This window comes from Nonomuraea sp. NPDC050790 (assembly GCF_044456745.1).
Classification (GTDB): domain Bacteria; phylum Actinomycetota; class Actinomycetes; order Streptosporangiales; family Streptosporangiaceae; genus Nonomuraea.
In genome coordinates this window covers 769825-795704 of the sequence record NZ_JBITGF010000003.1, presented here as the reverse complement: position 1 = coordinate 795704, position 25880 = coordinate 769825, and the positions used below count along the sequence as shown (strand labels likewise).

Annotated in this window: 27 protein-coding genes and 1 pseudogene; 13 read left to right on the top strand and 15 right to left on the bottom strand. The window is 71.6% G+C overall.

All coding sequences use genetic code 11. From position 1 onward, the window contains the following. Nucleotides 1-2: 2 nt before the first annotated feature. Nucleotides 3-1424, top strand: coding sequence for an aldehyde dehydrogenase family protein (locus ACIBEJ_RS18780; RefSeq protein WP_397183994.1), 1422 nt, complete (start codon nt 3-5; stop codon nt 1422-1424). A gap of 179 nt (nt 1425-1603) precedes the next feature. Then, nucleotides 1604-2449 (top strand): aldehyde dehydrogenase family protein, encoded by an 846-nt coding sequence (locus tag ACIBEJ_RS18775; protein WP_397183993.1) that lies wholly within the window; start codon nt 1604-1606, stop codon nt 2447-2449. Nucleotides 2450-2546: 97 nt separating this feature from the next. On the opposite strand, the gene ACIBEJ_RS18770 is transcribed toward ACIBEJ_RS18775, so the two are convergent. Continuing rightward, on the bottom strand, nt 2547-3854 hold the full coding sequence (locus tag ACIBEJ_RS18770) for an FAD-binding oxidoreductase (RefSeq protein ID WP_397183992.1): 1308 nt from the start codon (nt 3852-3854) through the stop codon (nt 2547-2549). Between the two features lie 71 nt (nt 3855-3925). Between ACIBEJ_RS18770 and ACIBEJ_RS18765 the strand changes: the two genes are divergently transcribed. Then, nucleotides 3926-4852, top strand: coding sequence for a LysR family transcriptional regulator (locus ACIBEJ_RS18765; RefSeq protein WP_397183991.1), 927 nt, complete (start codon nt 3926-3928; stop codon nt 4850-4852). Here ACIBEJ_RS18765 and ACIBEJ_RS18760 read toward each other — a convergent pair. Further along, on the bottom strand, nt 4810-5925 hold the full coding sequence (locus tag ACIBEJ_RS18760) for an MFS transporter (protein WP_397183990.1): 1116 nt from the start codon (nt 5923-5925) through the stop codon (nt 4810-4812). The two genes, ACIBEJ_RS18765 and ACIBEJ_RS18760, sit on opposite strands and share 43 nt — an antisense overlap. Nucleotides 5926-6015: 90 nt before the next feature. Between ACIBEJ_RS18760 and ACIBEJ_RS18755 the strand changes: the two genes are divergently transcribed. From ACIBEJ_RS18755 to ACIBEJ_RS18745, 3 genes are read left to right on the top strand one after another with little or no spacing between them, the layout of a single operon-like run. Further along, nucleotides 6016-6330: an ArsR/SmtB family transcription factor gene (locus tag ACIBEJ_RS18755; protein ID WP_397183989.1), complete on the top strand. Its 315-nt coding sequence runs from the start codon at nt 6016-6018 to the stop codon at nt 6328-6330. A 4-nt stretch (nt 6331-6334) separates the two neighbouring features. Further along, nucleotides 6335-8773 carry an ATP-dependent helicase HrpB gene (hrpB, locus tag ACIBEJ_RS18750; RefSeq protein ID WP_397183988.1) on the top strand — a complete coding sequence of 813 codons (2439 nt, stop codon included), beginning with the start codon at nt 6335-6337 and terminating at the stop codon, nt 8771-8773. After that, nucleotides 8770-9453, top strand: coding sequence for a hypothetical protein (locus ACIBEJ_RS18745; protein ID WP_397183987.1), 684 nt, complete (start codon nt 8770-8772; stop codon nt 9451-9453). The genes hrpB and ACIBEJ_RS18745 overlap by 4 nt, the downstream gene beginning before the upstream one ends. A 15-nt stretch (nt 9454-9468) precedes the next feature. Here ACIBEJ_RS18745 and ACIBEJ_RS18740 read toward each other — a convergent pair whose 3' ends face one another. Continuing rightward, nucleotides 9469-10641, bottom strand: a complete 1173-nt coding sequence (locus ACIBEJ_RS18740; RefSeq protein ID WP_397183986.1) for a pyridoxal-phosphate dependent enzyme — start codon at nt 10639-10641, stop codon at nt 9469-9471. A 56-nt stretch (nt 10642-10697) separates the two neighbouring features. Between ACIBEJ_RS18740 and ACIBEJ_RS18735 the strand changes: the two genes are divergently transcribed. From ACIBEJ_RS18735 to ACIBEJ_RS18725, 3 genes are read left to right on the top strand one after another with little or no spacing between them, the layout of a single operon-like run. Beyond that, entirely contained in the window at nt 10698-11546 is an 849-nt protein-coding gene (locus ACIBEJ_RS18735) for an SPFH domain-containing protein (protein ID WP_397183985.1), read from the top strand. Next, entirely contained in the window at nt 11539-11700 is a 162-nt protein-coding gene (locus tag ACIBEJ_RS18730) for a hypothetical protein (RefSeq protein ID WP_397183984.1), read from the top strand. Before ACIBEJ_RS18735 ends, ACIBEJ_RS18730 begins: the two co-directional genes overlap by 8 nt. A 19-nt stretch (nt 11701-11719) precedes the next feature. Further along, nucleotides 11720-13171, top strand: a complete 1452-nt coding sequence (locus tag ACIBEJ_RS18725) for an amidase (RefSeq protein WP_397183983.1) — start codon at nt 11720-11722, stop codon at nt 13169-13171. A 182-nt stretch (nt 13172-13353) separates the two neighbouring features. Here ACIBEJ_RS18725 and ACIBEJ_RS18720 read toward each other — a convergent pair whose 3' ends face one another. The 3 genes from ACIBEJ_RS18720 to ACIBEJ_RS18710 all read right to left on the bottom strand — a co-directional run bounded on the left by ACIBEJ_RS18720 (nt 13354) and on the right by ACIBEJ_RS18710 (nt 15960). Continuing rightward, the gene (locus ACIBEJ_RS18720) at nt 13354-14007 is read right to left on the bottom strand and encodes a hypothetical protein (RefSeq protein ID WP_397183982.1); all 654 of its coding nucleotides are present in this window, start codon (nt 14005-14007) and stop codon (nt 13354-13356) included. 271 nt (nt 14008-14278) lie between these two features. Further along, on the bottom strand, nt 14279-14764 hold the full coding sequence (locus ACIBEJ_RS18715) for a hypothetical protein (protein WP_397183981.1): 486 nt from the start codon (nt 14762-14764) through the stop codon (nt 14279-14281). After that, nucleotides 14764-15960 (bottom strand): macrolide family glycosyltransferase, encoded by a 1197-nt coding sequence (locus ACIBEJ_RS18710; protein ID WP_397183980.1) that lies wholly within the window; start codon nt 15958-15960, stop codon nt 14764-14766. The genes ACIBEJ_RS18715 and ACIBEJ_RS18710 overlap by 1 nt, the downstream gene beginning before the upstream one ends. 131 nt (nt 15961-16091) lie before the next feature. Between ACIBEJ_RS18710 and ACIBEJ_RS18705 the strand changes: the two are divergent. Together ACIBEJ_RS18705 and ACIBEJ_RS18700 are read left to right on the top strand one after the other, a co-directional pair. Beyond that, nucleotides 16092-16334, top strand: a pseudogene (locus ACIBEJ_RS18705) (transposase); the annotation flags it as partial. Between the two features lie 381 nt (nt 16335-16715). Beyond that, nucleotides 16716-18242: an amino acid permease gene (locus tag ACIBEJ_RS18700; RefSeq protein ID WP_397183979.1), complete on the top strand. Its 1527-nt coding sequence runs from the start codon at nt 16716-16718 to the stop codon at nt 18240-18242. On the opposite strand, the gene lipB is transcribed toward ACIBEJ_RS18700, so the two are convergent. From lipB to ACIBEJ_RS18680, 4 genes are all read right to left on the bottom strand, one after another. Next, complete coding sequence (gene lipB / locus ACIBEJ_RS18695; protein WP_397183978.1) at nt 18239-18874, bottom strand: lipoyl(octanoyl) transferase LipB; 636 nt, start codon at nt 18872-18874, stop codon at nt 18239-18241. The two genes, ACIBEJ_RS18700 and lipB, sit on opposite strands and share 4 nt — an antisense overlap. A gap of 1 nt (nt 18875) precedes the next feature. Next, nucleotides 18876-19064 (bottom strand): PspC domain-containing protein, encoded by a 189-nt coding sequence (locus ACIBEJ_RS18690; protein WP_397183977.1) that lies wholly within the window; start codon nt 19062-19064, stop codon nt 18876-18878. Nucleotides 19065-19127: 63 nt separating this feature from the next. Next, nucleotides 19128-19634, bottom strand: a complete 507-nt coding sequence (locus ACIBEJ_RS18685; RefSeq protein WP_397183976.1) for an HAD domain-containing protein — start codon at nt 19632-19634, stop codon at nt 19128-19130. Next, nucleotides 19631-20542, bottom strand: a complete 912-nt coding sequence (locus ACIBEJ_RS18680; RefSeq protein WP_397183975.1) for an AraC family transcriptional regulator — start codon at nt 20540-20542, stop codon at nt 19631-19633. Before ACIBEJ_RS18680 ends, ACIBEJ_RS18685 begins: the two co-directional genes overlap by 4 nt. Before the next feature lie 75 nt (nt 20543-20617). Between ACIBEJ_RS18680 and ACIBEJ_RS18675 the strand changes: the two genes are divergently transcribed. Next, complete coding sequence (locus ACIBEJ_RS18675; RefSeq protein WP_397183974.1) at nt 20618-21424, top strand: NmrA family transcriptional regulator; 807 nt, start codon at nt 20618-20620, stop codon at nt 21422-21424. Here ACIBEJ_RS18675 and ACIBEJ_RS18670 read toward each other — a convergent pair. Both ACIBEJ_RS18670 and ACIBEJ_RS18665 read right to left on the bottom strand, forming a co-directional pair. Next, nucleotides 21421-22128, bottom strand: a complete 708-nt coding sequence (locus tag ACIBEJ_RS18670; protein WP_397183973.1) for a hypothetical protein — start codon at nt 22126-22128, stop codon at nt 21421-21423. The two genes, ACIBEJ_RS18675 and ACIBEJ_RS18670, sit on opposite strands and share 4 nt — an antisense overlap. Beyond that, entirely contained in the window at nt 22125-22610 is a 486-nt protein-coding gene (locus ACIBEJ_RS18665) for a SigE family RNA polymerase sigma factor (protein WP_397184324.1), read from the bottom strand. Before ACIBEJ_RS18665 ends, ACIBEJ_RS18670 begins: the two co-directional genes overlap by 4 nt. A gap of 149 nt (nt 22611-22759) precedes the next feature. Between ACIBEJ_RS18665 and ACIBEJ_RS18660 the strand changes: the two genes are divergently transcribed. Further along, nucleotides 22760-23602, top strand: a complete 843-nt coding sequence (locus ACIBEJ_RS18660) for an undecaprenyl-diphosphate phosphatase (RefSeq protein WP_397183972.1) — start codon at nt 22760-22762, stop codon at nt 23600-23602. Here ACIBEJ_RS18660 and ACIBEJ_RS18655 read toward each other — a convergent pair. The 3 genes from ACIBEJ_RS18655 to ACIBEJ_RS18645 form a co-directional block, all read right to left on the bottom strand. Then, entirely contained in the window at nt 23599-24207 is a 609-nt protein-coding gene (locus ACIBEJ_RS18655; protein WP_397183971.1) for a dihydrofolate reductase family protein, read from the bottom strand. The two genes, ACIBEJ_RS18660 and ACIBEJ_RS18655, sit on opposite strands and share 4 nt — an antisense overlap. A gap of 71 nt (nt 24208-24278) precedes the next feature. Further along, nucleotides 24279-25121 (bottom strand): helix-turn-helix domain-containing protein, encoded by an 843-nt coding sequence (locus ACIBEJ_RS18650; protein WP_397183970.1) that lies wholly within the window; start codon nt 25119-25121, stop codon nt 24279-24281. A 40-nt stretch (nt 25122-25161) separates the two neighbouring features. Continuing rightward, a complete protein-coding gene (locus ACIBEJ_RS18645; protein WP_397183969.1) occupies nt 25162-25821 on the bottom strand; it encodes a TetR/AcrR family transcriptional regulator in 660 nt (219 codons plus the stop codon). Nucleotides 25822-25880 lie beyond the last annotated feature (59 nt).

The following is a 25880-nucleotide window of genomic DNA, read 5'->3' as shown; positions in this document are numbered from 1 at the left end:
CGATGGCCTTCGAATACGCGCCCGCGCCCGAGTCGCGCGATGTCGTCGACATCAAGCCGTCCTACGGGCTGTTCATCAACGGAGAGTTCGCCGAGGGTTCCGGCACTCCCTTCAAGACGATCAACCCGGCCAGCGAGGAGAAGCTCGCCGAGATCGCCACCGCCACCTCCGACGACGTGGACCGCGCGGTCCAGGCCGCGCGCAAGGCGTTCGGCGTCTGGAGCGCGCTGCCCGGCGCCGAGCGGGCCAAGTACATCTTCCGCATCGCCCGCATCATCCAGGAGCGGGCCCGCGAGCTGGCCGTGCTGGAGTCGCTCGACAACGGTAAGCCCATCCGCGAGTCGCGCGACGTGGACGTGCCGCTGGTCGCCGCGCACTTCTTCTACTACGCGGGCTGGGCGGACAAGCTGGAGCACGCCGGGTTCGGTACCAGGCCGCTGGGCGTGGCGGGACAGGTGATCCCCTGGAACTTCCCGCTGCTCATGCTGGCCTGGAAGATCGCTCCCGCGCTGGCCTGCGGCAACACCGTCGTACTCAAGCCCGCTGAGACCACCCCGCTGACCGCGCTGCTGTTCGCGGAGATCTGCCAGCAGGCGGACCTGCCGCCCGGCGTGGTCAACATCGTCACCGGCGCGGGCGAGACCGGCGCCGCGGTCGTGGCGCACCCCGACGTCAACAAGGTCGCCTTCACCGGCTCCACCGAGGTCGGCCGCATCATCGCGCGCACCGTCGCGGGCACCGACAAGAAGCTCACGCTGGAGCTCGGCGGCAAGGCGGCGAACATCGTGTTCGAGGACGCCGCCATCGACCAGGCGGTCGAGGGCATCGTCAACGGCATCTTCTTCAACCAGGGCCACGTGTGCTGCGCGGGCTCGCGGCTGCTGGTGCAGGAGTCGGTTCAGGAGGAGCTGCTGGCCGCGCTCAAGCGCCGGCTCGGCACGCTGCGGCTGGGCAACCCGCTCGACAAGAACACCGACATCGGCGCGATCAACTCCGCCGAGCAGTTGGCGAAGATTCGTGAAATGTCGGAAATCGGGGACTCGGAAGGCGCGGAGCGCTGGTCGCCCCCATGCGACATCCCGGAGAAGGGGTTCTGGTTCCCGCCGACCGTCTTCACCGGCGTCGCCCAGTCCCACCGCATCGCCCGCGAGGAGATCTTCGGGCCGGTGCTGTCCGTGCTCACCTTCCGCACCCCGGCCGAGGCCGTGGAGAAGGCCAACAACACCCCGTACGGGCTGTCGGCCGGCGTCTGGACCGAGAAGGGCTCGCGCATCCTGTGGATGGCCGACCGGCTGCGCGCCGGAGTGGTGTGGGCCAACACCTTCAACAAGTTCGACCCCACCTCGCCGTTCGGCGGGTACAAGGAGTCGGGCTACGGCAGGGAAGGCGGGCTCGCCGGGCTGGAGGCGTACCTCGATGTGTGAGCACAGGCGCGTCAGGCGCAGGGCCCGTCGCGCGCAGGCCGCCAGAGGCCACGCCTTCGCCAGGGCCGGACGGCCGGGGCGCACCGGCTGGTTCGCGCACCGCTGCGGGGTCAGCAGGTGCGGTCAGATCTTCGCTCCTGTGCAACTGACGCAGGAGATCACGTGGAGGGGGCGCGGCGATGAGTAGGTTGGCCGTCCGCAAGACCTACAAGCTGTTCATCGGCGGGGCGTTCCCGCGATCCGAGAGTGGAAGGTCCTACGTCGTGACCTCGGCCAAGGGCGAGTTCGTGGCCAACGCGGCGCGTGCCTCGCGCAAGGACGCCCGTGACGCCGTGGTGGCCGCCCGCAAGGCGTTCCCCGGCTGGTCGGGGGCGACGCCGTACAACCGTGGGCAGATCCTCTACCGCGTCGCGGAGATGCTGGAGGGGCGGCGGGCGCAGTTCGCCGAGGAACTGGGCGGGCCCAAGAAGGCCGCGGCCGAGCGGGTGGACGCGGCCGTGGACCGGCTCGTCTGGTACGCCGGGTGGTCGGACAAGATCGCCTCGGTGCGCGGGGCGGCCAATCCGGTGGCGGGGCCGTACTTCAACCTCTCGACGCCGGAGCCGACCGGGGTGGTCGCGGTCCTGGCGCCCGCCGACCCGCTGCTCGGGCTGATCTCCGTGATCGCGCCCGTGATCGTCACCGGGAACACGTGCGTGGTGGTGGCCGCGGAGAGCGCGCCGCTGCCCGCGATCACGCTGGCGGAGGTGCTGGCCACCTCCGACCTGCCCGGTGGGGTGGTCAACGTCCTGACCGGCCACCAGTCCGAGCTGGCCCCGTGGCTGGCCGCGCACATGGACGTCAACGGCCTGGACCTGACCGGCGTGGAGGATCCCGACCTGGCGCTGAAGTGCGAGCAGGAGGCCGCCGAGAACCTCAAGCGCGTGCTCCGCCCCTCGACCGTCGACTGGTCGGCCGACCCGGGCCTGTCCCGCCTCACCCCCTTCCTCGAAACCAAGACCGTCTGGCACCCGGTCGGGATTTAGCCCATCCGTTACGGCGAGCCCCCGCCCACGCCACCCGCCGGCGTGGGCGGGCGCCGATCGCGGGGGTCGCTTCTCACGCCGGACGTGGTTCCCGCCGTCACGGCCCTTCGTCGGCCCCCTGGGGCGGGATCCGGTGGGTGTGGCGGAAGAGGTCGGCCGGGTCGTAGGCCCTCTTGAGGCTTCTCAGGCGCTCGTACGCCTCCGGGGTGAACGCCCTCTTCACGTTCTCCTCTGTGGCGTGTGCGGTGAACAGGAAGTTCAGCGCCTTTCCGCCGGTGGACCAGGGGCGCAGGGCGGCTTCCGTCTCCGCGTGCTCGTTCGTCACCTCTGAGCCTCGGGAGAGAACCGCGTAGAGGTAGGCGGCCTCTCGGTTGCCGACGGCGTTCGGGGTCGCCGTCGGGCGGGACAGGGCGCCGCCCAGGTGGCGGATCTCGATGATGTTGGACTCCAGGGCCCTGGTCGCCTCGATCGCCTGGGGCGGCAGTTCCCGCAGCAGGCTGTGGGAGGACTGGGCGGCCACGGGCTCAGTGGGGTCGTTGTGGATGGTTCCCGAGGCGGTGTAGGGGATCTCCTTCACCGTGTCCATCAGGGGTTTCGCGTGGGCGCGCAGGGGCGCGATCAGGGCGGCGCCCGCCTCCGGAGTGCCCAGGTAGGCGATGCGGACATGCGTCACCCTCCTGCCGCGCAGGGGTTCCGGGACGAAGGGGGCGTCCGGGAACGGGATGACCGCCACCGACGACGTCAGCTCCTCCGGGGCGCCGGCCACCCATTCGCGCCAGGCGTGGACCGCGTCGAAGCCGTCGAAGAACAGCCCGCCGCCGAACAGGGTCCTCAGCGGGACCAGGGCGATCTCCAGGCGGGTGGCCACGCCGAAGTTGCCCCGTCCGCCGAGCAGGGCCCAGAACAGGTCGGGCTCCTTGTCTGGGGTGGCCAGGACCAGGTCGGCGCCGGCCGTCACGACCTCGATGGACCTGACGTGGTCGGCGGCGTAGCCGTGCTTGCGTGCCATGAGGCCGATGCCGCCGCCGAGCGTGTAGGAGAGGGCGCCCACCGCGGGGGCGGCGCCGGAGAGCGGGGCCAGGCCGTGCGGGGCGGCCGCCTCGACCACCTTGGACCACGGGGTGCCCGCCTCGATCCAGGCGGTCGCGGTGGCGGGGTCGACGCGGACGCCGTCCATCCTGCCCGTGGTGATGAGGACGCCGCCGTCGCTCGCCCCCGGCATGCCGTGGCCGGTGGCCTGGACGGCTACCGGAAGCTCGCGCCCGGCGGCGTGGGCCACGGCGGCGCGTACGTCGGCCGCGGTCTCCGCGGCGAAGATCACGTCGGGACGGTGGCTCGCGGAGAGCTGGAAGCCGGTCCGCTCGCCGTCGTACCGATCGGATTCTGCGGTGATTTCTTGAGCCATGCCGCCATCCTCGTCGCGGAGGCACTCATAAGTCCAAGAGCTTGTTCTGCTCGCAGCTATAATCCTCAGTTATGGAACTGCGGCAGCTCGAGTACTTCGTCTCGGTGGTCGAAGAGGGTGGGTTCACCAAGGCCGCGGCCAAGCTGCACGTGGCGCAGCCCGGGGTGAGCGCGCAGATCAAGCAGTTGGAGCGGGAGCTGGGGCAGCCGCTGTTCGACCGGTCGGGGCGGAGCGTGACGCTGACCGAGGTGGGGCGGGCGGTGCTGCCGTACGCGCGGGCCGCGCTGTGGGCGGTCACCGGGATGCGCGACGTCGTCGACGAGTTCACCGGGCTGCTGCGCGGGCGGGTCGTCATGGCCGTGGTCACCGCGCCCTGGGCGCTCGACCTGGCCGGGCTGCTCGCGGGCTTCCACGACAGGCACCCGGCCGTGGAGATCACGCTCAACGAGATGGACCCGGTCACGCTCGCCGAGGCGCTCGCCGCCGGGCAGGTGGACCTGGCGCTGCTCGGACTCGGCGCGCCGCTGCCCCCGGGGGTGGAGACCCAGGTGGTCCTCGACCAGGAGGTCGTGGCCGCGGTCAGGCGCGGGCACGCGCTCGACGGGCGCGACTCCGTCACGGTGCCGGAGCTGCGCGACCACACGCTGATCACGTTGCCGCCCGGGACGGGGTTGCGTTCCATCCTCGAGTCGGCCTGCGCCGCGGCGGACTTCCGGCCCCGGGTGGCGTTCGAGGCGAGCGAGCCGTACTTCCTGGCCAAGCTGGCCGCCCACGGGCTGGGGGTGGCGATCCTGCCGCGCTCGGCGGTGCTGCGGCACGACGACCTGCACGTGCTGGCGGTCAGGGAGCCGGCGATGCGGGGGCAGATGGGGCTGGCCTGGCGTACCGACCAGCCCGCTGGGCCGGCGGCCCGTGCGCTGGTCGAGCACGCGAGGGAGACGATGGCGGGAATGGGTCAGGCGGCGGGCGCCGGCTCGGCCGCCGGCGCGCGGCGGTAGGTGGCCAGCGTGAACAGCACCGCGACCACGCCGAGGGCCGTGGAGAGCACGATCACGCCGGCTCTGCCGTACCACTCCAGGGCCAGGCCGCCGGAGAGACCGGCCACGAACAGGCCCAGGTACTGCGCGGACGACAGGAGACCGAGCCCGATCGGCACGCTGCCGGGGACCGCCGCGACCGTCCGGTACTGCTGCGCGGGCGCCATCATCCAGCCCACCGTCCCCCACAGGAACGCCCAGACCAGCGCGATCGGCAGCGAGAGGTTCGCGACCGGGATCAGCCCGAGGAACACGGTCGCGGCGACGAGGCTCAGGAAGATCATCCGGCGCGGGCCGTAGGCGTCGGTGAGCCGGCCGCCGAGCTGGTTGCCGATGATCCCGCCCAGCCCCCACGCCCACAACACCGCGGCCAAGGGCAGGTCGAGGAGCGAGCCGATGTAGGTGTAGGCGGTGAAGCCCGCCGCGAAGATGAGCAACTGGGTCATCAGCACCGCGCCCACGCGCCGGTCGGTCAGCGGGGCGAAGCGGTCGCGCAGCCGTCCCGAGGCGGGGATCATCACCTCGGGCACCTTGACCGCGACGCCGACCAGCCCCACGACGCCGAGCCCCACCACCAGCCAGATCGTCGAACGCCAGCCGCCCGCCCCGCCCAGCCAGGTGCCGAGCGGCACCCCGATCGCCGACGAGACGCTCAGCCCGCCCATGACCAGCGCCAGCGCGCGGCCCCTGCGCTCGGGCGTGGTCAGCGCGTTGGCGACGCCCGAGGCGGTCGGCGTGAACATGGCCGCCCCCGCCGCCGCGATCACTCTGGTGGCCAGGATCAGCGGGTAGGTGGGCGCGAGGGCGGTCAGGGCGTTGCCGAGGACGAAGACGCCGAGCGCGATCAGCAACAGGCGCTTGCGCGGCATCCGGGCCGTGAGCGCCGCCAGCACGGGCGAGAGGACGGCGTAGGCCAGCGCGAACACCGTCGCCAACTGCCCGGCCGCGGCCACCGAGATCCGCAGGTCATGGGAGATCGGGGGGAGAAGCCCCGCCGTGACGAACATGCCCGTCCCAACGGCGAAATTTCCCACAGCGAGTGGATAGAGCCTGGAATTCACGCCCACTACGCTGGCTTATAGTTGGATGGTTGTCAAACAATGGAACTGAAGTAGAGTGACATCATGCGCCAGCTTCCCCACCCGGACGCGAAGGACATCCAGCTCACGGAGGTGCTCCGGGTGCTGGGCGACCCCGTGCGGCTGGAGCTGGTAGTCAAGCTCGCCGACGGCAGCGAGCTGTCGTGCGCCAGCGCGGGCGACGACCTCGACATCCACAAGTCCACGCTGTCGCACCACTACCGCGCGCTGCGCGAGGCCGGGGTGACCAGGACCCGCGTGAACGGCCGCGAACGCCTGCTGAGCCTGCGCAGGGACGACCTCGACGCCCGCTTCCCCGGCCTGATCGACTCCATCGTCAGCTCCGCCCACCCGGCCTGATCCCGTGCCCAGACCGTTCCACGACCCCGATGGCCTGCCGATCGGCGAGGTGCTGGGGGAGCTGTCGGAGGTGCTGGAACGGCACGGCGCCGCCGTCCTCACCGCGCCGCCCGGCACCGGCAAGACCACCGTCGTGCCCCTCGCGCTGGCCGAGCAGGGGGCGAGGGTGCTGGTCGCCGAGCCGCGGCGGCTGGCCGTACGGGCGGCCGCGCGCAGGATGGACGCCGGCTACACGATCAGGGGCGAGCGCAGGACCGGCCGCAACCGGCTGGTCGAGGTCGTGACCACGGGCGTGCTCCTGCAACGTCTCCAGCGCGACCAGGAACTCCCCGGCGTGGACGTCGTCATCCTCGACGAGTGCCACGAACGCCACCTCGACGCCGACACCGCCCTGGCCTTCATGCTCGACGTCCGCGAGACGCTCAGGCCGGACCTGCGCCTGCTGGCCACCTCGGCGACCGCCGACGCCGCGCCCCTCGCGCGGCTGCTCGGCGACGCGCCGATCGTGGCCGCCACCGGCGCCCTGCACCCGGTCGAGACCGTGTGGGCGCCGCCGCCCCGCCCGGTCGCGCCGCCCCACGGGCTGCGCGTCGACCCCGCGCTGCTGTCCCACGTCGCCGCGACGGTACGGCGGGCGCTGGCCGAACGGCAGGGCGACGTGCTCTGCTTCCTGCCCGGCGTGGCCGAGATCGCCAGGGTGGCCGGGATGCTGTCCGGCGCGGGTGTGGACGTGCTCCAGGTGCACGGCCAGGCCCCGGCGCACGTCCAGGACGCCGTGCTCGCCCCGGCCGAGGCCCGCAGGGTCGTGCTGGCCACCTCGGTGGCCGAGTCGAGCCTGACCGTGCCCGGGGTGCGCGTGGTGGTGGACTCGGGGCTGGCCCGCGAACCGCGTACCGACCACGCGAGGGGGCTCGGCTCCCTGACCACGGTCCGCGCCTCGAAGGCGGCGGCCGTGCAGCGGGCGGGCCGGGCGGGCCGCGAGGCGCCCGGCGCCGTCTACCGCTGCTGGAGCGAGGCCGAGCACCAGCGCCTGCCCGACCACCCCCAGCCCGAGATCGCCCTGGCGGACCTGACCGGGTTCGCCCTGCAGGCCGCCTGCTGGGGAGACGCGGACGCCACCGGCCTGCGCCTGCTGACCCCGCCGCCACCGGCCGCGATGTCCGCCGCCACGCGGACCCTGGAGACCCTCGGCGCGCTCGAACCCACCACCCGGACCCTGGAGACCCTCGGCGCGCCCGGACCCACCGCCTTTCGCGTGACCGGGCGCGGACGGCGGATGGCCCAGGTGGGCGTGCACCCGCGCCTGGCCAGGGCGCTCCTGGACGCCGGACCCGGCGCCGCCGAGGTGGTCGCCCTGCTGTCTGACCAGTTGCCCAGGGACGCCTCCGACGACCTGGCCGAGGTCTGGCGCTCAGCCAGGCGCGGCGCCCTGCCGCACTGGCGCAAGGAGGTCGAACGGCTGGCCAGGGCCGTACCGCCGGGCGGGGAGCGGCAGGACGCGGTGGCCGGGGTGACGGTCGCGCTGGCCTTCCCCGAGCGGGTGGCGCGGCGCAGGGGCGGGGCCTACCTCATGGCCTCCGGCACGCAGGCGCGGCTCGGCGAGGGCTCGCGGCTGGGGGAGGCCGAGTGGCTGGCCATCGCGGTGGCCGACCGGCCGACGGGATCGGCCACGGCGCGGATCCGGCAGGCCGTGGTGATCGACGCGGAGACGGCCATGCTCGCCGGCGAGGTCACGGTCGAGGACGAGGTGGCCTGGCGGGCCCAGCCGGGCGAGCGGCGCGGCGACGTGGTGGCGCGGCGGGTCGAGCGGCTGGGCGCGATCGAGCTGTCCTCCAGGCCTTTGCCCGGCGCCGACGTGCGGGAGGCCCTCCTGTACGGCCTGCGTACCGAGGAGGTGCTCACCTGGACCCCCGAGGCCGTGGCGCTGCGCGAGCGGCTGGCCTTCTGCCGCAGGGCGGAGGGCGACCCGTGGCCGGACGCGGACGCGCTGGCCGAGCTGGCCGAGCAATGGCTGGAGCCGGAACTGTCGCGGGCCCGCCGCCGTTCGGACCTGGAGCGCATCGACGTGGCCACCGCGCTGCGCAGGCTGGTCCCGTGGAACCGGCGGCTGGAGGAGGTCGCGCCGGAGCGGATCGAGGTGCCGAGCGGGTCGCGCGTGCGCGTGGACTACTCGGGCGAGCGGCCGGTGCTGGCGGTCAAGCTGCAGGAGCTGTTCGGCTGGGACGACGCCCCGAGGATCGCGGGGGTGCCGCTGCTCATTCACCTGCTGTCCCCGGCGGGGCGGCCGGCGGCGGTGACCGCGGATCTGGCCTCGTTCTGGCGCGAGGGCTACCGGGCCGTGCGGGCCGAGCTGCGCGGGCGCTATCCCAAGCACCCCTGGCCGGAGGATCCGCTGACGGCGAAGGCCACCCGGCACACCAACGCCCGGATAATGGGGAAATGACCGACGAGAGGGTGCTGGCCGCGGCGCGCAACAACGCCGAGTGGTGTGACCTGATGTGCCGGGCCCACGGCCTCACCGGACGCTTCGGCCCCGCCGTGTGGAGCAGCGCCCGCAGGACGCCGCCCTACTACCCCGACGCCGTCACCCTCGATCCCGCCGCGAGCGCCGCCGACGTGCTGGACGGCATCGACGCCGGCCCCTGGGCCTCGGTGAAGGACAGCTTCGCGGCGCTGGAGCTGGACGGCGGGTTCGAGGTGCTGTTCGAGGCGAGCTGGATCCACCGGGAGCCGCCCGAGGGCACCGATGCGGCGGGCGAGATCGCGTGGTCGGCCGTCGAGGACGCCGCGACCCTTCGCGCCTGGGAGCGGGCCTGGAACGGCGGGAGCGACGGCGAGCTGTTCCTGCCCGCGATCCTGGACGGCGCCAGGGTGCTGGCCGGTCGGGCCGACGGCGAGATCGTCTGCGGCGCGGTGCTCAGCGGCGCGGAGGTCGTGGGGGTCTCGAACGTGTTCGCCGCCGGGCGGGACGTGGACGACGCGTGGGCGGGCGTGCTCGCGATGGCCGCCCGGCTGGTTCCCGGGCGGCCGCTCGTCGGCTACGAGAGCGACGTCTCCGCCGCGGCCCGCCACGGGTTCACCGCGATCGGGCCGCTGCGGGTCTGGCTGCGCGAGGGGGAGTAGCGGCCGGCCGTACCGCTAGAGGGCGTCGCGCCAGGTGGGGTCGGCGAGCACCTCGGTACGGCCTGCGCCGACGCCGAGGTCCTTGAAGCCGCTGGAGGTCCCGACGCACACCACGGGCCCGTCGAAGGTACGGCCCAGCGCGCGGAACCCGGCCAGGCCCGCGGCGGCGGAGAGCTCCTGCCAGACGCCCTGGCCGGCCAGCTCCCGCTGGGCGGCGCGCATCCGGTCGTCGCCGACCAGCAGCGCCCGGCCGCCGCTGTCGGCCACCGCGCGCACGGCGCGGTGGCCGCCGACCGCGCACAGGATGGCGTAGGCGTCGGACGGGCCCGCCTCGACGATCGCGGCGGGGTCGCCGTCGGCCAGCGCCCGCGCGGTCGGGCCGCCGGACGCGGGCTCGCAGGCGAACATGAGCGGCAGGTCCTTCGTCGTGCCCGTGCGGCGCAGCTCGGTGAAGCCCTTCCAGACGCCGTAGATCAGCTCGCCGTAGCCGGTGGGCGTGAACACCGCCGCGGGGACCCGGCCGAGCTGGGTGTACAGCTCGTAGGCGATGGTCTTGTAGCCCTCGGGGCCGTAGGGGTGGCCGGTGTGGGTGACGGTCTGGTTGCTGACCGGGTGGTAGCCCAGCTCGTCGACGATGTCGCGCATCAGCGGCCAGCGCGTGGCCGCGTCCACGGTCAGGACCTTGGCACCGTACGCGCGCACGAACGACTGGACGGCCGGCGGCGAGTCGGCCGAGGCGAGCACGACGGCCCTGAGCCCGGCGCGGGCGGCGTAGGCGGCGGCGGAGGCGCCGTGGTTGCCCGAGGAGGCCACGACCACGCCCGGCGCGCCCGCGGCCACGGCGGCGCTCACGGTGACGCGGTTGAGCCGGTCCTTGTGCGACCAGGTGGGGTTGCGGGACTCGTCCTTGAGGTGGACCCCGTCCTCCAGCTCCAGCAGCGGCGTGCCGCCCTCGCCCAGGGTGGGCGCGTGGAGCGGCGGCAGCAGCGGCGACCACCGCGCGAGGTCGGGCAGCGGCGCCTGCTCGAACAGCCCGGCCGGCACCCGGTCGTAGGCGTAGTCCACGTCGAGCGGGTAGGCCAGGGCGTCGGTGCTGGTCTTGGGACAGCCGCGGGTGAGCGGCGGGTCGAGCGGATAGCTGATCGAGGGGTCGCCCAGCGAGCGCTGGGAGAGGGCGAGCGAGGTCACGCGTTCGAGTTTAGTGGGCTATCATCGTGATATCACTTCGATAGCAAGGAGTCGCGATGGAACGACGTGCCTTCCGCCTCAACGGCTTCCTGGCCCTGCTCGTGGCGATCGCCCTGGCCGCGGCGGCGGGGCTGATCCTGCTGAACGGCGGGATGTCCGGGCTGGTGCCCGCGATCGTCCTCGGGCTGGTCGTGCTGCTCATGCTGACCGGCTTCGCGGTCATCAACCCGAACGAGGCCAATGTCGTGCAGTTCCTCGGCCGCTACGTCGGCACGGTCACCGACACCGGCCTGCAGTGGGTGCTCCCGCTCACCACGAAGCGCAAGGTCACGCTCAGGGTCCGCAACTTCGAGACGGCCCGGCTGAAGGTCAACGACGCCGACGGCAACCCGGTCGAGATCGCCGCCGTCGTGGTCTACAAGGTCACCGACACCGCGCGGGCCGTGTTCTCCGTCGACGACTACGAGGAGTACGTCTCCATCCAGTCGGAGGCCGCGGTGCGCCACCTGGCCACCACCCACCCGTACGACTCGCACGAGGAGTCCCGCACCAGCCTGCGCGACGGCGCCACCGTCGCCGAGGAGCTCACCACCGAGCTGCGCGAGCGCACCGAGCTGGCCGGGGTCGAGGTGCTGGAGGCGCGCATCACCCACCTCGCCTACGCGCCCGAGATCGCCCAGGCCATGCTGGTGCGCCAGCAGGCCGCCCAGGTGGTCGCCGCGCGCACGCGCATCGTCGAGGGCGCCGTCGGGATGGTCCAGCTCGCGCTGAACCGGCTCGCCGCCGAGGGCGTGGTCGACCTCGACGAGGAGCGCAAGGCCCAGATGGTCTCCAACCTGCTGGTCGTGCTGTGCGGCGACCGCGCGACCCAGCCGGTGGTGAACGCCGGCAGCCTCTATGCCTGACAAGAAGAAGCTCCTGCTGCGCCTGGACCCGGCCGTCCACGACGCCATCGCCAAGTGGGCGGCCGACGACCTGCGCAGCGTCAACGCCCAGATCGAGTTCGCGTTGCGGCTGGCCTTGAAGGAAGCCGGTCGGGAGCCTCGCACCGAACGCTAGAAACCTGCAGACTCTATGCATGTTGTGGGCAGGAAGGTCGGCCGTGGAGATCGCGGCAGCCGTACGGCATGGAGACGTCGCGCCGGAGACCGTCGTCGAGGAGCACCTCCACGTGATCGCCGAGCGTGATCCGCGGCTCGGCGCCTTCCGCCTGGTCAGGGCCCGCGCGGTCGAGGAGGCGCGGGCGGTGCGCAAGCGCCGCGACCTGGCCGACCTGCCGCTCGCGGGCGTGCCCGTGGCGGTCAAGGACAACCTGGAGGTCGCGGGCGAGGCGTGCCGCCACGGCTCGGCCGCCACGCCCGCCGCCGCCGCGCGCGAGGACCATCCCGCCGTCGCCCGCCTGCGCGCGGCGGGCGCGGTCGTCGTCGGACTGACCAACCTGCCCGAGCTCGGCCTCGTGGCCTTCGGCGACAGTGCCTACGGCACCGTCAGAAACCCCTGGGACCTCTCCCGTACGGCAGGCGGCTCCTCCTCCGGCGCCGCCGCCGCGGTGTCGGCGGGCATGGTCCCGATCGCCCTCGGCAACGACGGCATGGGCTCCCTGCGCATCCCCGCGGCCTGCTGCGGAGTGCTGGCGCTGAAGCCGGGGCCCGGTGTGGTCCCGCCGCCGGTCAACGACTGGCGGGGCCTGACCGAGAACGGCCCGCTGGCCTGGAGCGTGGCCGACCTGTCGATGACGCTCTCCGTGCTGGCCGCCGATCCCGGGCTGGCCGAGTCGTGGCGGAGCGGCGCCCGCACCGAGCCGATGCGGCCCATGCTCCGCTCGGTCTGGGCCGACGACGGCGAGGAGGGGACCTGGGAGAACCGCCCCATCAGGCCGGAGGCCGGCGGCCCCTTCGACCTGCGCGTCGCCTACGCGCCCCAGCCGCTGCCCGCCGGACTGCCGATGGACAGGGAGTTCCGGGCGGCGGTGGAGGCGGCGGCCGAGACGCTGCGCGTGGCCGGGCACACGATCGTGGAACACGGGGAACGCCTGCCCGCCTGGCTGGGCCCCGCGACGGTCGCCGCCTGGCTGGCCCGCTCCGCCGAGGCCGCCGACGGCCTGGACCGCAGCCGGCTGGAGCGCCGCAGCCGCGCGCTCGGCAGGGCGGGACGGATCCTCGCCAGGCTCTCGCTCGACGGCGCCAAGGGCAGGGAACGCTGGCGCGGCTACGGCGCCGACCGCTGGTTCGGCGACGCCGACGTGCTCATCACCCCGACGCTGGCCGCGGTGCCGCCGCGCGCGGACGGGTGGCGGGAGCGGGGCCTGCTCAGCAACGTGCTGGCCAACGCCAGGTACGCGCCGGCGACCGGGCCGTGGAACATGTGCGGCTGGCCGGCACTGTCGGTACCGATCGCCACCCACTCCACCGGCCTGCCGATCGCGGTGCAGCTCATCGCACCACCCGGCGGCGAACCCCACCTACTCGGCCTCGCCGCCCAACTCACCACGGCACATCCGGCTGTCCGCCCGCCCGGGTACTCGCTGTAGCCGGCCGACGGGCCGCCGGAGTCGATGGTGACGCCCGCCGGATAGTGGGCCGGCCGGCTTGTCGAATCGGGTGGCGATGCTGCGCCGTTGCCTGAGTTCGCAGATGTGGCGTTCCCTTTCACGGGCCCGGGCGATGACCGTTGATCGTTTGTCGGACAGTCCGTAACTCCAGGAGGATGCCCTCAGTCGGCGGCCTCCGTGACCGCGCTGTGGCGGGCGCGGATCAGCGCGATCACGAGGTCGGCGGTGCGGTCGAGGTGGGTGCGGCCGTCGGGCAACTCGGCCGCGGGACTGATGTAGCTGCGCCGCCCGAAGTGCGTGGCCGGATCGAGCCAGTGCGTGGTGACCTTCCCGGCACTGCGGGCTCGGTTCCACCCGCTGCCGCGCCACAACCGCCAGCGTTGCGGGAACATCCACACGCCCACCCGCTCGATCAGGTCGTCGGCGCTCGTGAGCTGATGCAGGTGCTCGGCGTGTGTCATGTCGTTGGCGCCGTTGTGAAACCCACCGACGGTGATCAGCACCAGCGGGCAGCGCAACGTCGTGTACAACATCTCGACCGCACCGGTGGCGACCTGTGCTCCCCCGCTGTAGCTGAGCAGCACCACGGGGATTCCGCTGCCCGCCTTGTAACCGGCCCGCTGGAGCTGCGTGGCGATCTGGGATCCGACGGCACGGTTGTAGATCGGACGGTAGCGCTTGTCGGCGGCGACGAAGGTCTGCATGACGTTGTGCAGGAACAACAACAGCCCGGCTCGGTGCCGGAGCCTCGCCCAGACCGGCCGCTGGGCGAGCGGGTTGGCCAGCGGCGAATAGGGCAGCACCTGCCCGAGCACCCGCAGCTCCGGTGCTTTGGCGAGCAGCGCGAGGAGAGCTGACCACCGTCGCGGCTGTCGCGGAACCAGCGTTTGCCGATGCCGTCCAGATAGACCAGATAGGCGTCCGGAGGGCGCTCGGGAGCCGCGCCGCGGGCGTTGGGCACGTCCGCGGGGAGCTCGCCGGTGGGAGTACGCCAGCCGGCGCCGTAGACCAGCAGCTCGTAGCGGGCCAGGAGGCCTTCCGCGAGCAGTACCGCCCCGACGACCAGGGCCCACAGCAGGAAGCCGTTCACCAGACCACCCCCGGCACCTCGGCCGCGTTCCACCGGCCGACCAGCCGCCGGGCGCCCTCCACCGCGAGACCCAGCCCCACTCCGGCGACGGTCACGCATCCGGCGGACTCCCACCAGCCCAATCCGGTCAGCGTGGCGAGCGGGCCGACCAGCCCCGCCCCGACTCCCACCAGGAGCAACAGATGGAACAGCGGCCCGAGCAGCGGGAACGCGAGGACGGCCGACAGCACCAGCGGGGCGACCAGCTCCGGCGTCCACACGAGCACGGCGCCTGGCGACGTGGGCAGCACCAGATCGGCCAGGGTCCACGCGGTCAGCGGCCACAGTGCGAACACCACGGCCTCAAGGAGGCCGCCGGCGACCAGAAGGCCGGCCACCGCCCTCCACGACCTGCCGGGGTTGCGCGCGAGGAAGGGCAGGACGCGCCCGAGGGCCTCCGACATCCCGGCGAGGACCAGCAGAACCACGACGGCGGGCGACATCACTCGGCCTCGCTGCGTTGCGGGACCGGCCGCGCCTCGTGCAGGTACCGCTCCAGTTCGTCGGCCGCGCGCCGGTACCCACCCGCCTCGTGCTGGGCTGTCCGCAGGACGCCCGCCCGCGTCCGGAACCACGCTCCGTCGAGCAGCCGGTTGGCCAGGTCGCGCACGGAGCTCACGGAGACGTCCTTGTTCTGGAGCGACAGGCCGGCGCCGAGCTCGACGACGCGCCGCGCCACCAACGGCTGATCGTTACCCTGCGGCACCACCAGCAGCGGCACCCCGGCGGACAACGCCTCGTTGACGCTGTTCATCCCTCCATGGGTGACGAACAGCGCGGCACGGGACAGCACCTCGGGTTGCGGCACGAAGCTGCGGGCGATCACGTTGGCGGGCAACGGTTCCAGGGCCGCGGGATCGTCCCGCCCGGTGGAGATGACCACCGTGCCGCCCAGCGGGGCGAGCGCCGTGGCGAAGGTGCGCAGGAGCCAGATGCCGCCGTTGACCACCGTGCCCAGCGACGCGTACAGGACCGGGTCGCGCAGCTCATCGACCGGGAACGACGGATCGGCCGGGCGAGCTCCGACGCTGGGCCCGACGAACCGGTACGACGGGTCGACGTCTCCCGGTTGGAACGCCCGCGAGGTGAACACCAGGTTGAGTGGCTCGCTGATGTTGATCACATCGAACAACGGCAGCCCGCTCGTGTCGAAGAGGCGGTCGAGCCGCCTGCGTGCGCGCAGGTAGCTCGCGAACTGCCGAGGCCGTGCCCCGGCCAGCAGGTCCAGCGACGCACGGGTGGGGCTGGGCACCCGCCGGTTGAAGGCGAACGTGGTGTACGACGAAGCCGCGGGCACCCCAAGCTCACGTGCGGCGACCGCACCCCACACACAGGCGCTGTCGTGGACGATCAGGTCCGGCTGGACGCCGCGCAGGTCATCGAGTACGGCGGGCACCAGCTGGGCCGCGCCGCTCACGAGCCCTTCCATCAACGTGATCGGGATCGGCGGGTCGGGCAGCGGCTGGTCACCTCCGGGATAGAGGAACACGGTCGCGCCCGCGTCCTCGATCTCCTTCTGGAAGGCGGGCGACGTGTGATACGTGACGGTGTGGCCGCGCCGGACGAGCTCGGCCACAACGGGCAGCGTCGGGTTGACGCGCCCATGCATGGCGATGTTGAGAAACGCAATGGCGCTCATCGCCCCACACCTCCGCCGTCCCAAACCCATGTGACCCTCATGACGACCCGCCTTCCTCACCGCGGTGCCGGACCGGATTCGTTCATCAGCCACGACAAGACAGCCGCCGAAGTTGTGACACTTCCCTTCGCATGGTCAGTGCAGAGCCCGCAGCACCGACCGACACGGCGTGGGAACGGCTCAAGCCCTTCTGCTGCCTGTGGGTGGCGGGCTGGGGGTGGAATGACCATCGAAGGCCGATCGACGGCGTGTCGTACCGGGCCCGTTCCGAACTGCCGTGGCGTGACCTGCCCGAACGGTTCGGCTCCTGGATCACGGTGTACAAGCGGCATCACCGCTGGTCGGCTCATGGCACCTGGCAGATCCTGCTGGCGGGGCAACGGGTCGAGCCCCACCTGGTCAACCACCTAGCCGGGCCCCGGGGAGACAGCCTTGCCCCACGCGCGAAGCGCGCACCCCGGCTAGTCCGAGCTTGTCGGGTGGGCTCCAACTGGCCGACCACTTAGCTGGGCAAGGGGTGGGGCCCAGAAGACAGCCTTGCCTTCACGCGCGAAGCGCGCACCACAGCTAGTCCGAGCTTGTGGCGCCACAGCTAATCCGAGCCCTTGGCTCCTGACGCTGGACGGGATATACGCCTCATGTCAGCCCGGAAGTATCAAGAGGAGCTCTTACTACCCTGAAACTCTCGTGTAACCGCTTGATCGGAGGATCGAATTGGTCTAGAGGTAGACCAAAGAACCCCCCGAGGAGACCACATGTCTGTGGATGAGGATTCCAAACGACTCGCCGAGCTGGGTTACAAGCAGGAACTCGCACGTACCTGGAGCGGTTTCTCCAATTTCGCCATCTCCTTCTCGATCATCTCCATCCTCGCCGGCTGTTTCACCACCTTCTACCAAGCCTGGAACAACGGCGGCCCGGTCGCCATCTCCTGGGGCTGGCCCCTGATCTCGATCTTCATCTTGATCATCGGTTTCTGCATGTCCGAGCTCGTCTCCGCCTACCCGACGGCGGGCGGCATCTACTGGTGGGCCGCCAAGCTGGGCAAGCCGGTCCACGGCTGGTTCACCGGCTGGCTCAACCTCGTTGGCCTGATCGCCGTCACCGCCTCCGTCGACTACGGCTGCGCCACCTTCCTCGACCTCACCCTGACCCAGTTCTTCCCGACCTGGGAGCCGAGCCTGGCAAGGGTCTTCGGCTTCTTCGCGGTCATCCTCATCCTCCACGCGCTGATCAACATCTACAGCCACCGCCTGATCTCGCTGCTGCAAAACATCTCCGTCTGGTGGCACGTGCTGGGCGCGGCGGTCGTGGTCGGGCTGCTGGTCTTCCTGCCGCAGCAGCACCAGTCGGTCTCGTTCGTGTTCACCGAGACGATCAACAACTCGGGCTTCGGCGACGGGACGGGCGGCCTGCCGTTCTGGTTCTATGTGCTGCCGCTGGGCTTCCTGCTCACGCAGTACACGATCACCGGGTTCGACGCGTGCGCGCACGTCTCGGAGGAGACCCAGGGCGCGTCGACGGCGGCGGCCAAGGGGTTGTGGAAGTCGATCTTCTACTCGGCGATCGGCGGCTGGATCGTGCTGCTGGCGTTCCTGTTCGCGGCCACGGACGTGCAGGCGATCAACGAGAGCGGCGGCGCCGTCGCGACGATCTTCACGACCGCGCTCGACTGGGCGCCGGCGACGCTGATCCTGGCGATCTCGACGCTCGGCCAGTTCTTCTGCGGGATGAGCTGCGTGACCTCGATGTCGCGGATGACCTACGCGTTCTCGCGTGACGGCGCGGTGCCCGGCTGGCGGCTGTGGTCGCGCGTCGACGCCAACCGCACCCCGGTCAACGCCATCCTCGCCGGCTGCGGCGTGGCGCTGTTGATCACGCTCCCCGCCCTCTGGGCCCCTCCAGGTACGGCCGCGCCCGTCGCCTTCCTCGCGGTCGTGTCGATCGCGGTCATCGGCCTCTACCTGGCCTTCCTGATCCCGATCTGGCTACGGCTGAGGCAGGGCGCCGCGTTCGTGCCAGGACCCTGGACGCTGGGCTCGAAGTACAAGGTCCTGAACTGGATCGCCATCATCGAGATCGTCGTGATCTCGATCTACTTCATCATGCCGGTCTCGCCGAAGGGGGTGCCGGGCAACGCCGAGTTCACCTGGACGGCGGTCAACTACGCGCCGATCGCGGTGGGCGTGGTGCTGGCGGGCATCGCCCTGTGGTGGACGTTGTCGGCCAAGCGCTGGTTCACCGGGCCCCGCCGTACCGTGGACGAGGTGCCGTTGCCCTAGCGGGCCTCGAACGCGGTCGCGACGGTCTCGCGGACCTCGGTCATGTCGGCGGCGCCCAGCTCGCGCTTGACCGAGGTCATGTCCACGTCGGGCATGCCGCACGCCACCGCCCAGTGCCAGGGTTCGAGGTCGCCGTCGACGTTGAGGGCGAAGCCGTGGCTGGTGACGCCGCGGCTCTGCCGCATGCCGATCGAGACGATCTTGCGGCTGGTCTCGCTGGTCCAGACGCCGGTCAGGAGCTCGTGGCCGGGCGGGGTGTCGCGGCGCTCGGCGGGCAGGCCGAGCTTGCCCAGCGCCTCGACGAGGCGGAGCTCCACCTCGCGGACGTAGTCGACGATGCCCTCGTCCTCGCCGAGCTTGACGACGAGGTAGCCGACGAGCTGCCCTGGGCCGTGGTAGGTGAGCTGGCCGCCCCGCCCGGTCTCCACGACCGGCACCCCGCGCGCGGGGTCGGGCAGGTGCTCCAGCGGTGTGCGCCGCCCGACGGTGAAGACCATCGGGTGGCTCAGCAACCACAGCGTGTCGCCCCGCTCGTCTCGCTGTCGCATGCCGACCAGGTCGGTCATGCGTTCCATCGCCGGGTCGTAGTCGACGAGATCGTCCTGGATGAGCGTGAGCGGGCGCGACTTCATACTAGTGAGCGTAACTCCGCGGGCCGTTGGGCAGGACGATCCACAGCACCACGTACGCCACCCACATGGGCCCGGGCAGCAGCGACAGCAGCAGCCACAGCACGCGCACGACCGTGGGCGACCAGCCGAGCTTGTCGGCGATGCCGCCGCAGACGCCGGCCAGAATCCTGTGCTCCTTCGAGCGGTACATCTCGCTCCTCCGTTGGTTGCGAACTCACTTGAGAAAACGGACAAGGTGCCGGTTCGCGTTCCACTACGGACCCTGAGAAAACCCTGACAGGGTGAGCCAGTCGGTGGCGAGGTCGAGATGTCGCCTGGTAAGCCCCCGTTTCGGGTCGACTTGAACGAGCAGGAAGTCGCCGACGTCCGGGTGGTCCCTGAGATAGCGCTCGTCGGTGGAGAACAGCAGGTCGTCGAACCACACGAACGGCCGCCCCCGCACGTACGCCGCCACGTGCGGCGTCTTGAACATCTCACCCACCTCGCTGGGCCGGTCCTGGGCCACCCGGATGACCGGCAGCGACGGCAGCCCGAGGCGGGGAGCGATCCATTCGTTGGCGTGGTGTTCCCAGGTGGTCGCCCAGACCAGTTCGGCGCCGGCCCGCACGGCCAGTTCGAGCAGCCACCTGCCGTGCCGGGGGTTGAGGTGGACGATGTAGGTCTCGCCTTCGAGCACGCACCGGTAGCGCCGGAAGTCCTCGGACGGCCGGCCGAACGGGTTGAGCACGCCGTCGATGTCGACGAGCACCAGGGGTTTCATCCGACCTTGTATTCCTGGGGACTGATGCCGCGTACCCGCTTGAAGGCGGTGCTGAGGGCGAAGGGGCTGCCGTAGCCGACCTTCCTGGCGACGGAGCCGACGGTGGCGCCCGGCTCGCGCAGCAGGTCGGCGGCGAGGGCGAGGCGCCAGTCGGTGAGGAACGCCATCGGCGGCTCGCCGACCAGCTCGGTGAAACGCCTGGCCAGCGAGGCGCGCGAGACGCCGACCTCGGCGGCCAGCGAGGCGACGGTCCAGGGGTGGGCGGGGTTGTTGTGGAGCATGCGCATGGCCTTGCCGACGATCGGGTCGCTCTGGGCGCGGTACCAGGCGGGCGCCTCGTGGTCGGCGAACCAGGAGCGCAGCGTGGAGATCAGCAGCAGGTCGAGCAGCCGGTCGAGGACGGCTTCCTGGCCGGGTTCGTCGCGTACCATCTCGGCGCCGAGCAGGCCGATCAGCGGCCCTCCCGGCAGCACGAGGAGCTTCGGCAGCGCCTCCAGCAGCCGCTTGCTGACCTCGGTCTCCATGGCGTAGGTCCCGACGATCATGATGGTGTCGCCGTCGGCGCTGTTTCCCCAGGTACGCACGCCCAGGTCCATCGACTGGTAGAGCGATTCGCCGTCCAGCGTGGTGCAGTGCTGGTCGGCACCGATGATGATCTGGGGTACGGTGCCCGGCTGGTCGGCCACGACGTACTCGTCCGGCCCGCGCACGATCGCCACCTCCCCGGGGCTGATGCGGACCGGCGTACCCCCTTTCGGGACCACCCACGCCTCCCCCCTGACCACGGCCACCAGCGTGAGCGGCGCCTGGTCCTCCACCCGCATCGACCAGGGCGGATCCAGGAGGGCACGCAGCAGGAAGGCGCCCCGGGCACGCGGCCCGTCGAGGAGTGCGGCAAGCTGGTCCATGGTTGAGACGATCGCACATGGAATGGCGCGTTTCAACCATGTCCAGTCTCATTCGTAGGCACTTAACTAAAGGGCATGACGAACACGACACTGGTTCTCGGTTCCAACGGCAAGACCGGCCGCCGCGTGGTCGCGCGGCTCGAGGCGATGGGCCTCGACGTGCGCAGGGGCTCGCGTCCCGCGTTCGACTGGGAGGACGACTCCACCTGGGCGCCCATCGTCCGCGACGTCTCCGCCGTCTACATCACCTACTACCCCGACCTGGCCTTCCCCGGCGCGCTCGACCGCATCCGCACCTTCACCGAACTCGCCGTCGCGGCCGGCGTGCGCAGGCTGGTCCTGCTGTCCGGCCGCAACGAGGAGCTCGCCCAGGAGGCCGAGCAGGTCGTCCTCGGCGCCGGCGTCGAGGCGACAGTCGTGCGCTGCTCCTGGTTCATGCAGAACTTCGACGAGGGCTGGCTGCTGGACCCGGTGCTGAGCGGCACCATCGCGCTGCCGGCCGGCGAGGTCACCGAGCCCTTCGTCGACGTGGAGGACATCGCCGACGTCGCCACCGCGGCGCTGACCCAGGACGGCCACGCCGGCAAGGTCTACGAGCTGACCGGCCCCCGCCTGATCAGCTTCGCCGAGGCCGCCGCCGAGATCAGCGCGGCGACCGGGCGCGAGGTCGCCTACGTCTCGGTCACGCCGGAGGAGTTCGCCGCCGGCGCCATCGCGGCGGGCGTGCCCGAGGAAGAGGCCCACGGTCTGAACGCGCTGTTCGCCGAGGTCCTCGACGGCCGCAACGAAAGCCTCGCCGACGGTGTACGGCAGGCCCTGGGCCGCCCGGCCCGCGACTTCGCCGAGTACGCCAAGCAGGCGGCCCCGGCGTGGAAGGTCTAGGGCCGGTCGTAGACCGCCGCCGACCAGGCCCCTGGCTGCACGCCCAGGTCGGCGGCGAGAGAGAGGGCGACGTCATACCGGATGAGCTCGGCGGCGGCGTACCTGCCGTCGCAGAGCCCCTTCTCCTCCTGGGCCACCGCGCAGGACCCGAGCGGCTTGTCCACCACGGGCGCGCGGCCGGGGAACACCCACACCCGCACGCTCTTGCCCTTCCCGTTCACCTCGAACTCGGCCTCGCCGCCGTCGCACCGCCCGGTCCGCCCCTTCCCGCCCTTGAAGGACACGACCACCCACGCGCCCGCTTCCTCGCACCGCACCACCACCCGGGTGGACTTCGGGCCGAGCTTCAGATCGTGCCCGACGGCCGACTTGGTGCTGGAGACCCCGGCGGTACGGCGGGCCCCGCCGTCGAGGGCGGGAGGCGGCTCATGGGCGAGCATGCCGCGGGAGTCGCGCGGCGCGGCCGAGGCCGGGGCGGCCGAGGGCGTCGCGGCGGCCACCTGGACCGGGTCCGGACCCCGCCAGGGGACCAGCAGGAACACCACGAGCGCGGCGGCCCCCGCCAGCACCGCGCCCATCCCCCACCGGATCATCAGCATGCGGCGGCCCCGCCGTACGATCTGGGTCACGCTCGTCGCCCCTTCGGGTGCGCAGGCGGTGCGCTCGTCCAGCAGCGCCCGCAGGTCGTCTTCGGTGAACGTCATCGCGCCGCCTCCTCGGCCCGGATGCCCGGGTGGACGCGCAGCTTGGCCAGCGCCCTGCCGAGCTGCGTCTTCACGGTGCCGAGCGAGCACCCCAGCACCTGGGCGCACTGGGGGAGCGTCAGCTCCTCGAAGTAGTGCAGGACGATCACCGCGCGCTGCCGGTCCGACAGCGCCCGGATCGCCGCCCACACCGCGGCCTTCTCCGCCGCCTCGGCCGAGAAGTCGCCGCCCGGGGTGTCAGGCAGCCGCTCGGTCGGCACCTCCCCGCGCCACCTCCGCCGCCACCAGGAGGCGTGGGTGTGGGTGAGGATGCGGTAGACGTAGGGATCGGGGTCGCCCTCGATGCGCCGCCACGCCGTCCACGCCTTGGCCAGAGCGGTCTGGACGAGGTCGTCGGCGGTGCCCCAGTCGCCGGTGAGCACGTAGGCGGTACGGCGCAGCCGTGCCGACCGGGTCATCACGTACTCGGCGAAAGTGTCCATCACAGGTACTACCGTCTGGCCCACCCCATCCGGCCGACAGCCATATCCCGAAATTTCGGGACCAAGCCCGCTCCCACGAGCCACGCTGTCACCACCCGCCCCCGACGACCGATAACCTCGCTTCGTCAAAGAGACGGGCGTGGGAGGGTATGCGCGTGATCGGCTGGCTCGAAGCTGTTGTCCTGGGCCTGATCCAGGGCCTGACGGAGTTCCTCCCGATCTCCTCCAGCGCACACATCCGCGTCGTCTCCGAGCTCGTCGGCTGGAAGGACCCGGGCGCCGCCTTCACCGCGGTGATCCAGCTCGGCACCGAGACCGCCGTGCTCATCTACTTCCGCAAGGAACTCTGGGAGATCATCTCCACCTGGACCCGCTCCCTGTGGACACCGGCCCTGCGCGGCGCGTTCCACGCCAGGATGGGCTGGTTCATCATCGTCGGCTCGCTGCCCATCGGCGCGCTCGGCCTGCTGTTCAAGACCGAGATCGAGACCGTCTTCCGCGACCTGCGCATCATCGCCACCACGCTCATCGTCTTCGCGATCATCCTGTGGTTCGCCGACCGCACCGCCCGCAACAAGCTCACGCTGGAGAAGCACCTCAGCTTCACCCACGCCATCGTGTACGGCTTCGCCCAGTCGCTGGCCCTGATCCCCGGCGTCTCCCGCTCCGGCGGCACCATCACCGCCGGACTCCTGCTCGACTACCGGCGCGAGGACGCGGCCAAGTACTCCTTCCTGCTGGCCATCCCCGCGGTGTTGTCGTCGGGCCTGCTGGAGCTGACCGAGATCGGCGAGGGCCAGGCGCCCGCCTGGGGCCCGACGATCCTGGCCACGATCATCTCGTTCGTGGTCGGTTACGCCGCCGTGGCCTGGTTCCTGCGCTACATCAGCACCCACCGCTTCACCGGCTTCGTCATCTACCGGATCGCGCTGGGCGCGTTCATCTTCCTGGCCCTCGCGCTCGGCTGGATCACCCCCCTGCCGCCCAGCTAGCGGCGTACCCGGAAGCGCAGGTGCAGCACCCCCTCGCCCTGCAGGACCACGTGGGGATCCTCCAGCAGATGCTGCCCCTCGACGCTGCCGAAGTAGCGCTTGCCCGACCCGAACACCACCGGCACCACGTCCATCGCCACCTCGTCCACCAGCCCCGCCGCCAGCATCTGCCCGCCCACCTCCCCGGCGCTCACCGCGACGACCCGCTCCCCGGCAAGCTCCCGAGCCCTGCCGATCGCGGCCGTCAGGTCGTCGACGAAGTGGTAGGACGCCTCGGGGTGCCAGCCCTCGGGCTTGGGCCGGTGGGACACCACGACCACGTGGTCGCCGGTGGGCGGGTTGCCCTCCCAGCCGTTCATCAGGTCGAAGAAGTGGCGGCCCATCACGATCGTGCCGATCGACTCCCACATCGACCTCACGTACGGCGCCGACGCCTTCGAGACCCTGAAGCCGCCTCCGGAGCCGGAATGGTCGTAGTCCTGGTCGGTGCTCCTGATCGGGGTGTCCCCGTTGAAGTACCAGTCGTGCAGCGGCCCGACGCCGTCGTTCTCGTCGGCGATGAAGCCGTCCACCGACACCACGTTGTGCATGATCACTGTGCTCACAGGTCCTCCTCCATCCGGGTGCGCGTTCGTCTCGATCCTGGCGGCCGGAGGGCGGGTGAGCATGTAAAAAATCAATCAGCGGGCATCGGTCCGCTGTCCGGCGGGAACCCCGGTTCGGCGGGGAACCGGCGCCGCAGGGCCAGATATTCCGTAGGGGAATGGCCGGTGAAGTCCTTGAACTCCCGGCTGAAGTGGGCGTGGTCGAAGTATCCCGCCGCTTGGGCGAGCGCGGACCAGTCGATGGTACGGCGGGCGTCCACGGACACGATCAGCCGCGCGAAGCGGTAGATCCGGGCCACCCGCTTGGGCGTGACCCCGACATGCGACTTGAACAACGTGGCCAGGTGATTGCCGCTCACCCCGGCGTCGTCGGCCAGCGCCCCGACCGGGACGACGCCGTGGGAGGTCTCCAGGCGGCCCCCTGCCTGCCGTACCAGAGCGAGGCCGCGCGACGGCCCCTCGGCGAGTCGCGACCGCAGTTCCTCCTCCAGCACCCGCAGGGTCTCGGCAGGCGAGGCGAGGTCGCCGATCCGGTTGCGGATCCGGTCCAGGGAACGCCGCCAAACGGCGTCGACCGGCACCCACCGGTTCCGCAACTCGCTGGCCGGAACACCGACAAACGGCGAAATCCCCCACGGCTTGAAGTGCACCCCGACGAGCCGGACCCGGCGGGGGTACTCGATGAGGAACCGCCTGGTCCACACCCCCATGAACCACCCGTCCACGAACACCTCCGGCGGCACCGCCGGATCGGAGTCCCGCAGGAGGGCGGGTTCGCCCAGGTTGACGAACAGATGCGCCGACGGCATCGGCGGAACGTTCATCCGGCGGTGCCGCGGCGCCCCGGTCAGGCAGTAGAGGTCGTCGATGAAGCCGTCGAGCGGCGGGGCGGGAACCCGGCCCACGTAGCGCATGAACCCAGTGTCGCCGATCGTGTGTCCGCGAGCTGCCCGGCTAGTCCGTGGTTCTGAGGTGGTGGTCTATTTCGTCGAGGGTCAGCGGGCGGCGTAGGGGATCGGTGGTGTCGAGGGTGGTGGCTTGGAGGCCGCCGAGGAACAGGTGCAGTTGCCGCTCGGTGATCAGGTCGTTCAGGTCGGAACCGATCACGGGGAGCGGGCGGGACAGTTTGATGACGCCCAGCCAGATGTCGATCGGGTTGACGCCCTGGCGGAGTTGTCCGGCCTGCTGGGCGGCGCGGGTGAGGTGTTCCATCTGGTCGTAGAGGCGGTCGCGTTGTGCGCGCAGCGTCTCGTCCTCGCCGCGGGCGTCCTCCTCCAGGCCGGGGAGCAGCATCGGCATGATGATGCTGAGCCGTAGCTCCACCAGGCGGCGGATGAGCTGGGTCAGGGCGCCCCAGGCGTCGGGGTGGGCGGTGGTGGCGCGGGTGAGTTCCTCGCCGACCAGGGCCAGGTTGGCCAGGGCCACCTGCTGGACGAGCGTGTGGCGGTCGGGGAAGCGGCGGTAGAGGGTGGCGATGCCGATCCCTGCCCGGCGGGCGATCTCCTCCAGCGGCGCGTGGATGCCCTGCTCAAGGAAGACCTCGCGGGCCGTGGTGATGATCTGCTCGCGGTTGCGGCGGGCGTCGGCTCGCAGCCGGGTGGTGTGCTCGGTCAATCTGTCGCCTCGGGATAAGTGGAGGGAACTCCTTCGATTGTGTTAGCTTAGCCCTCACC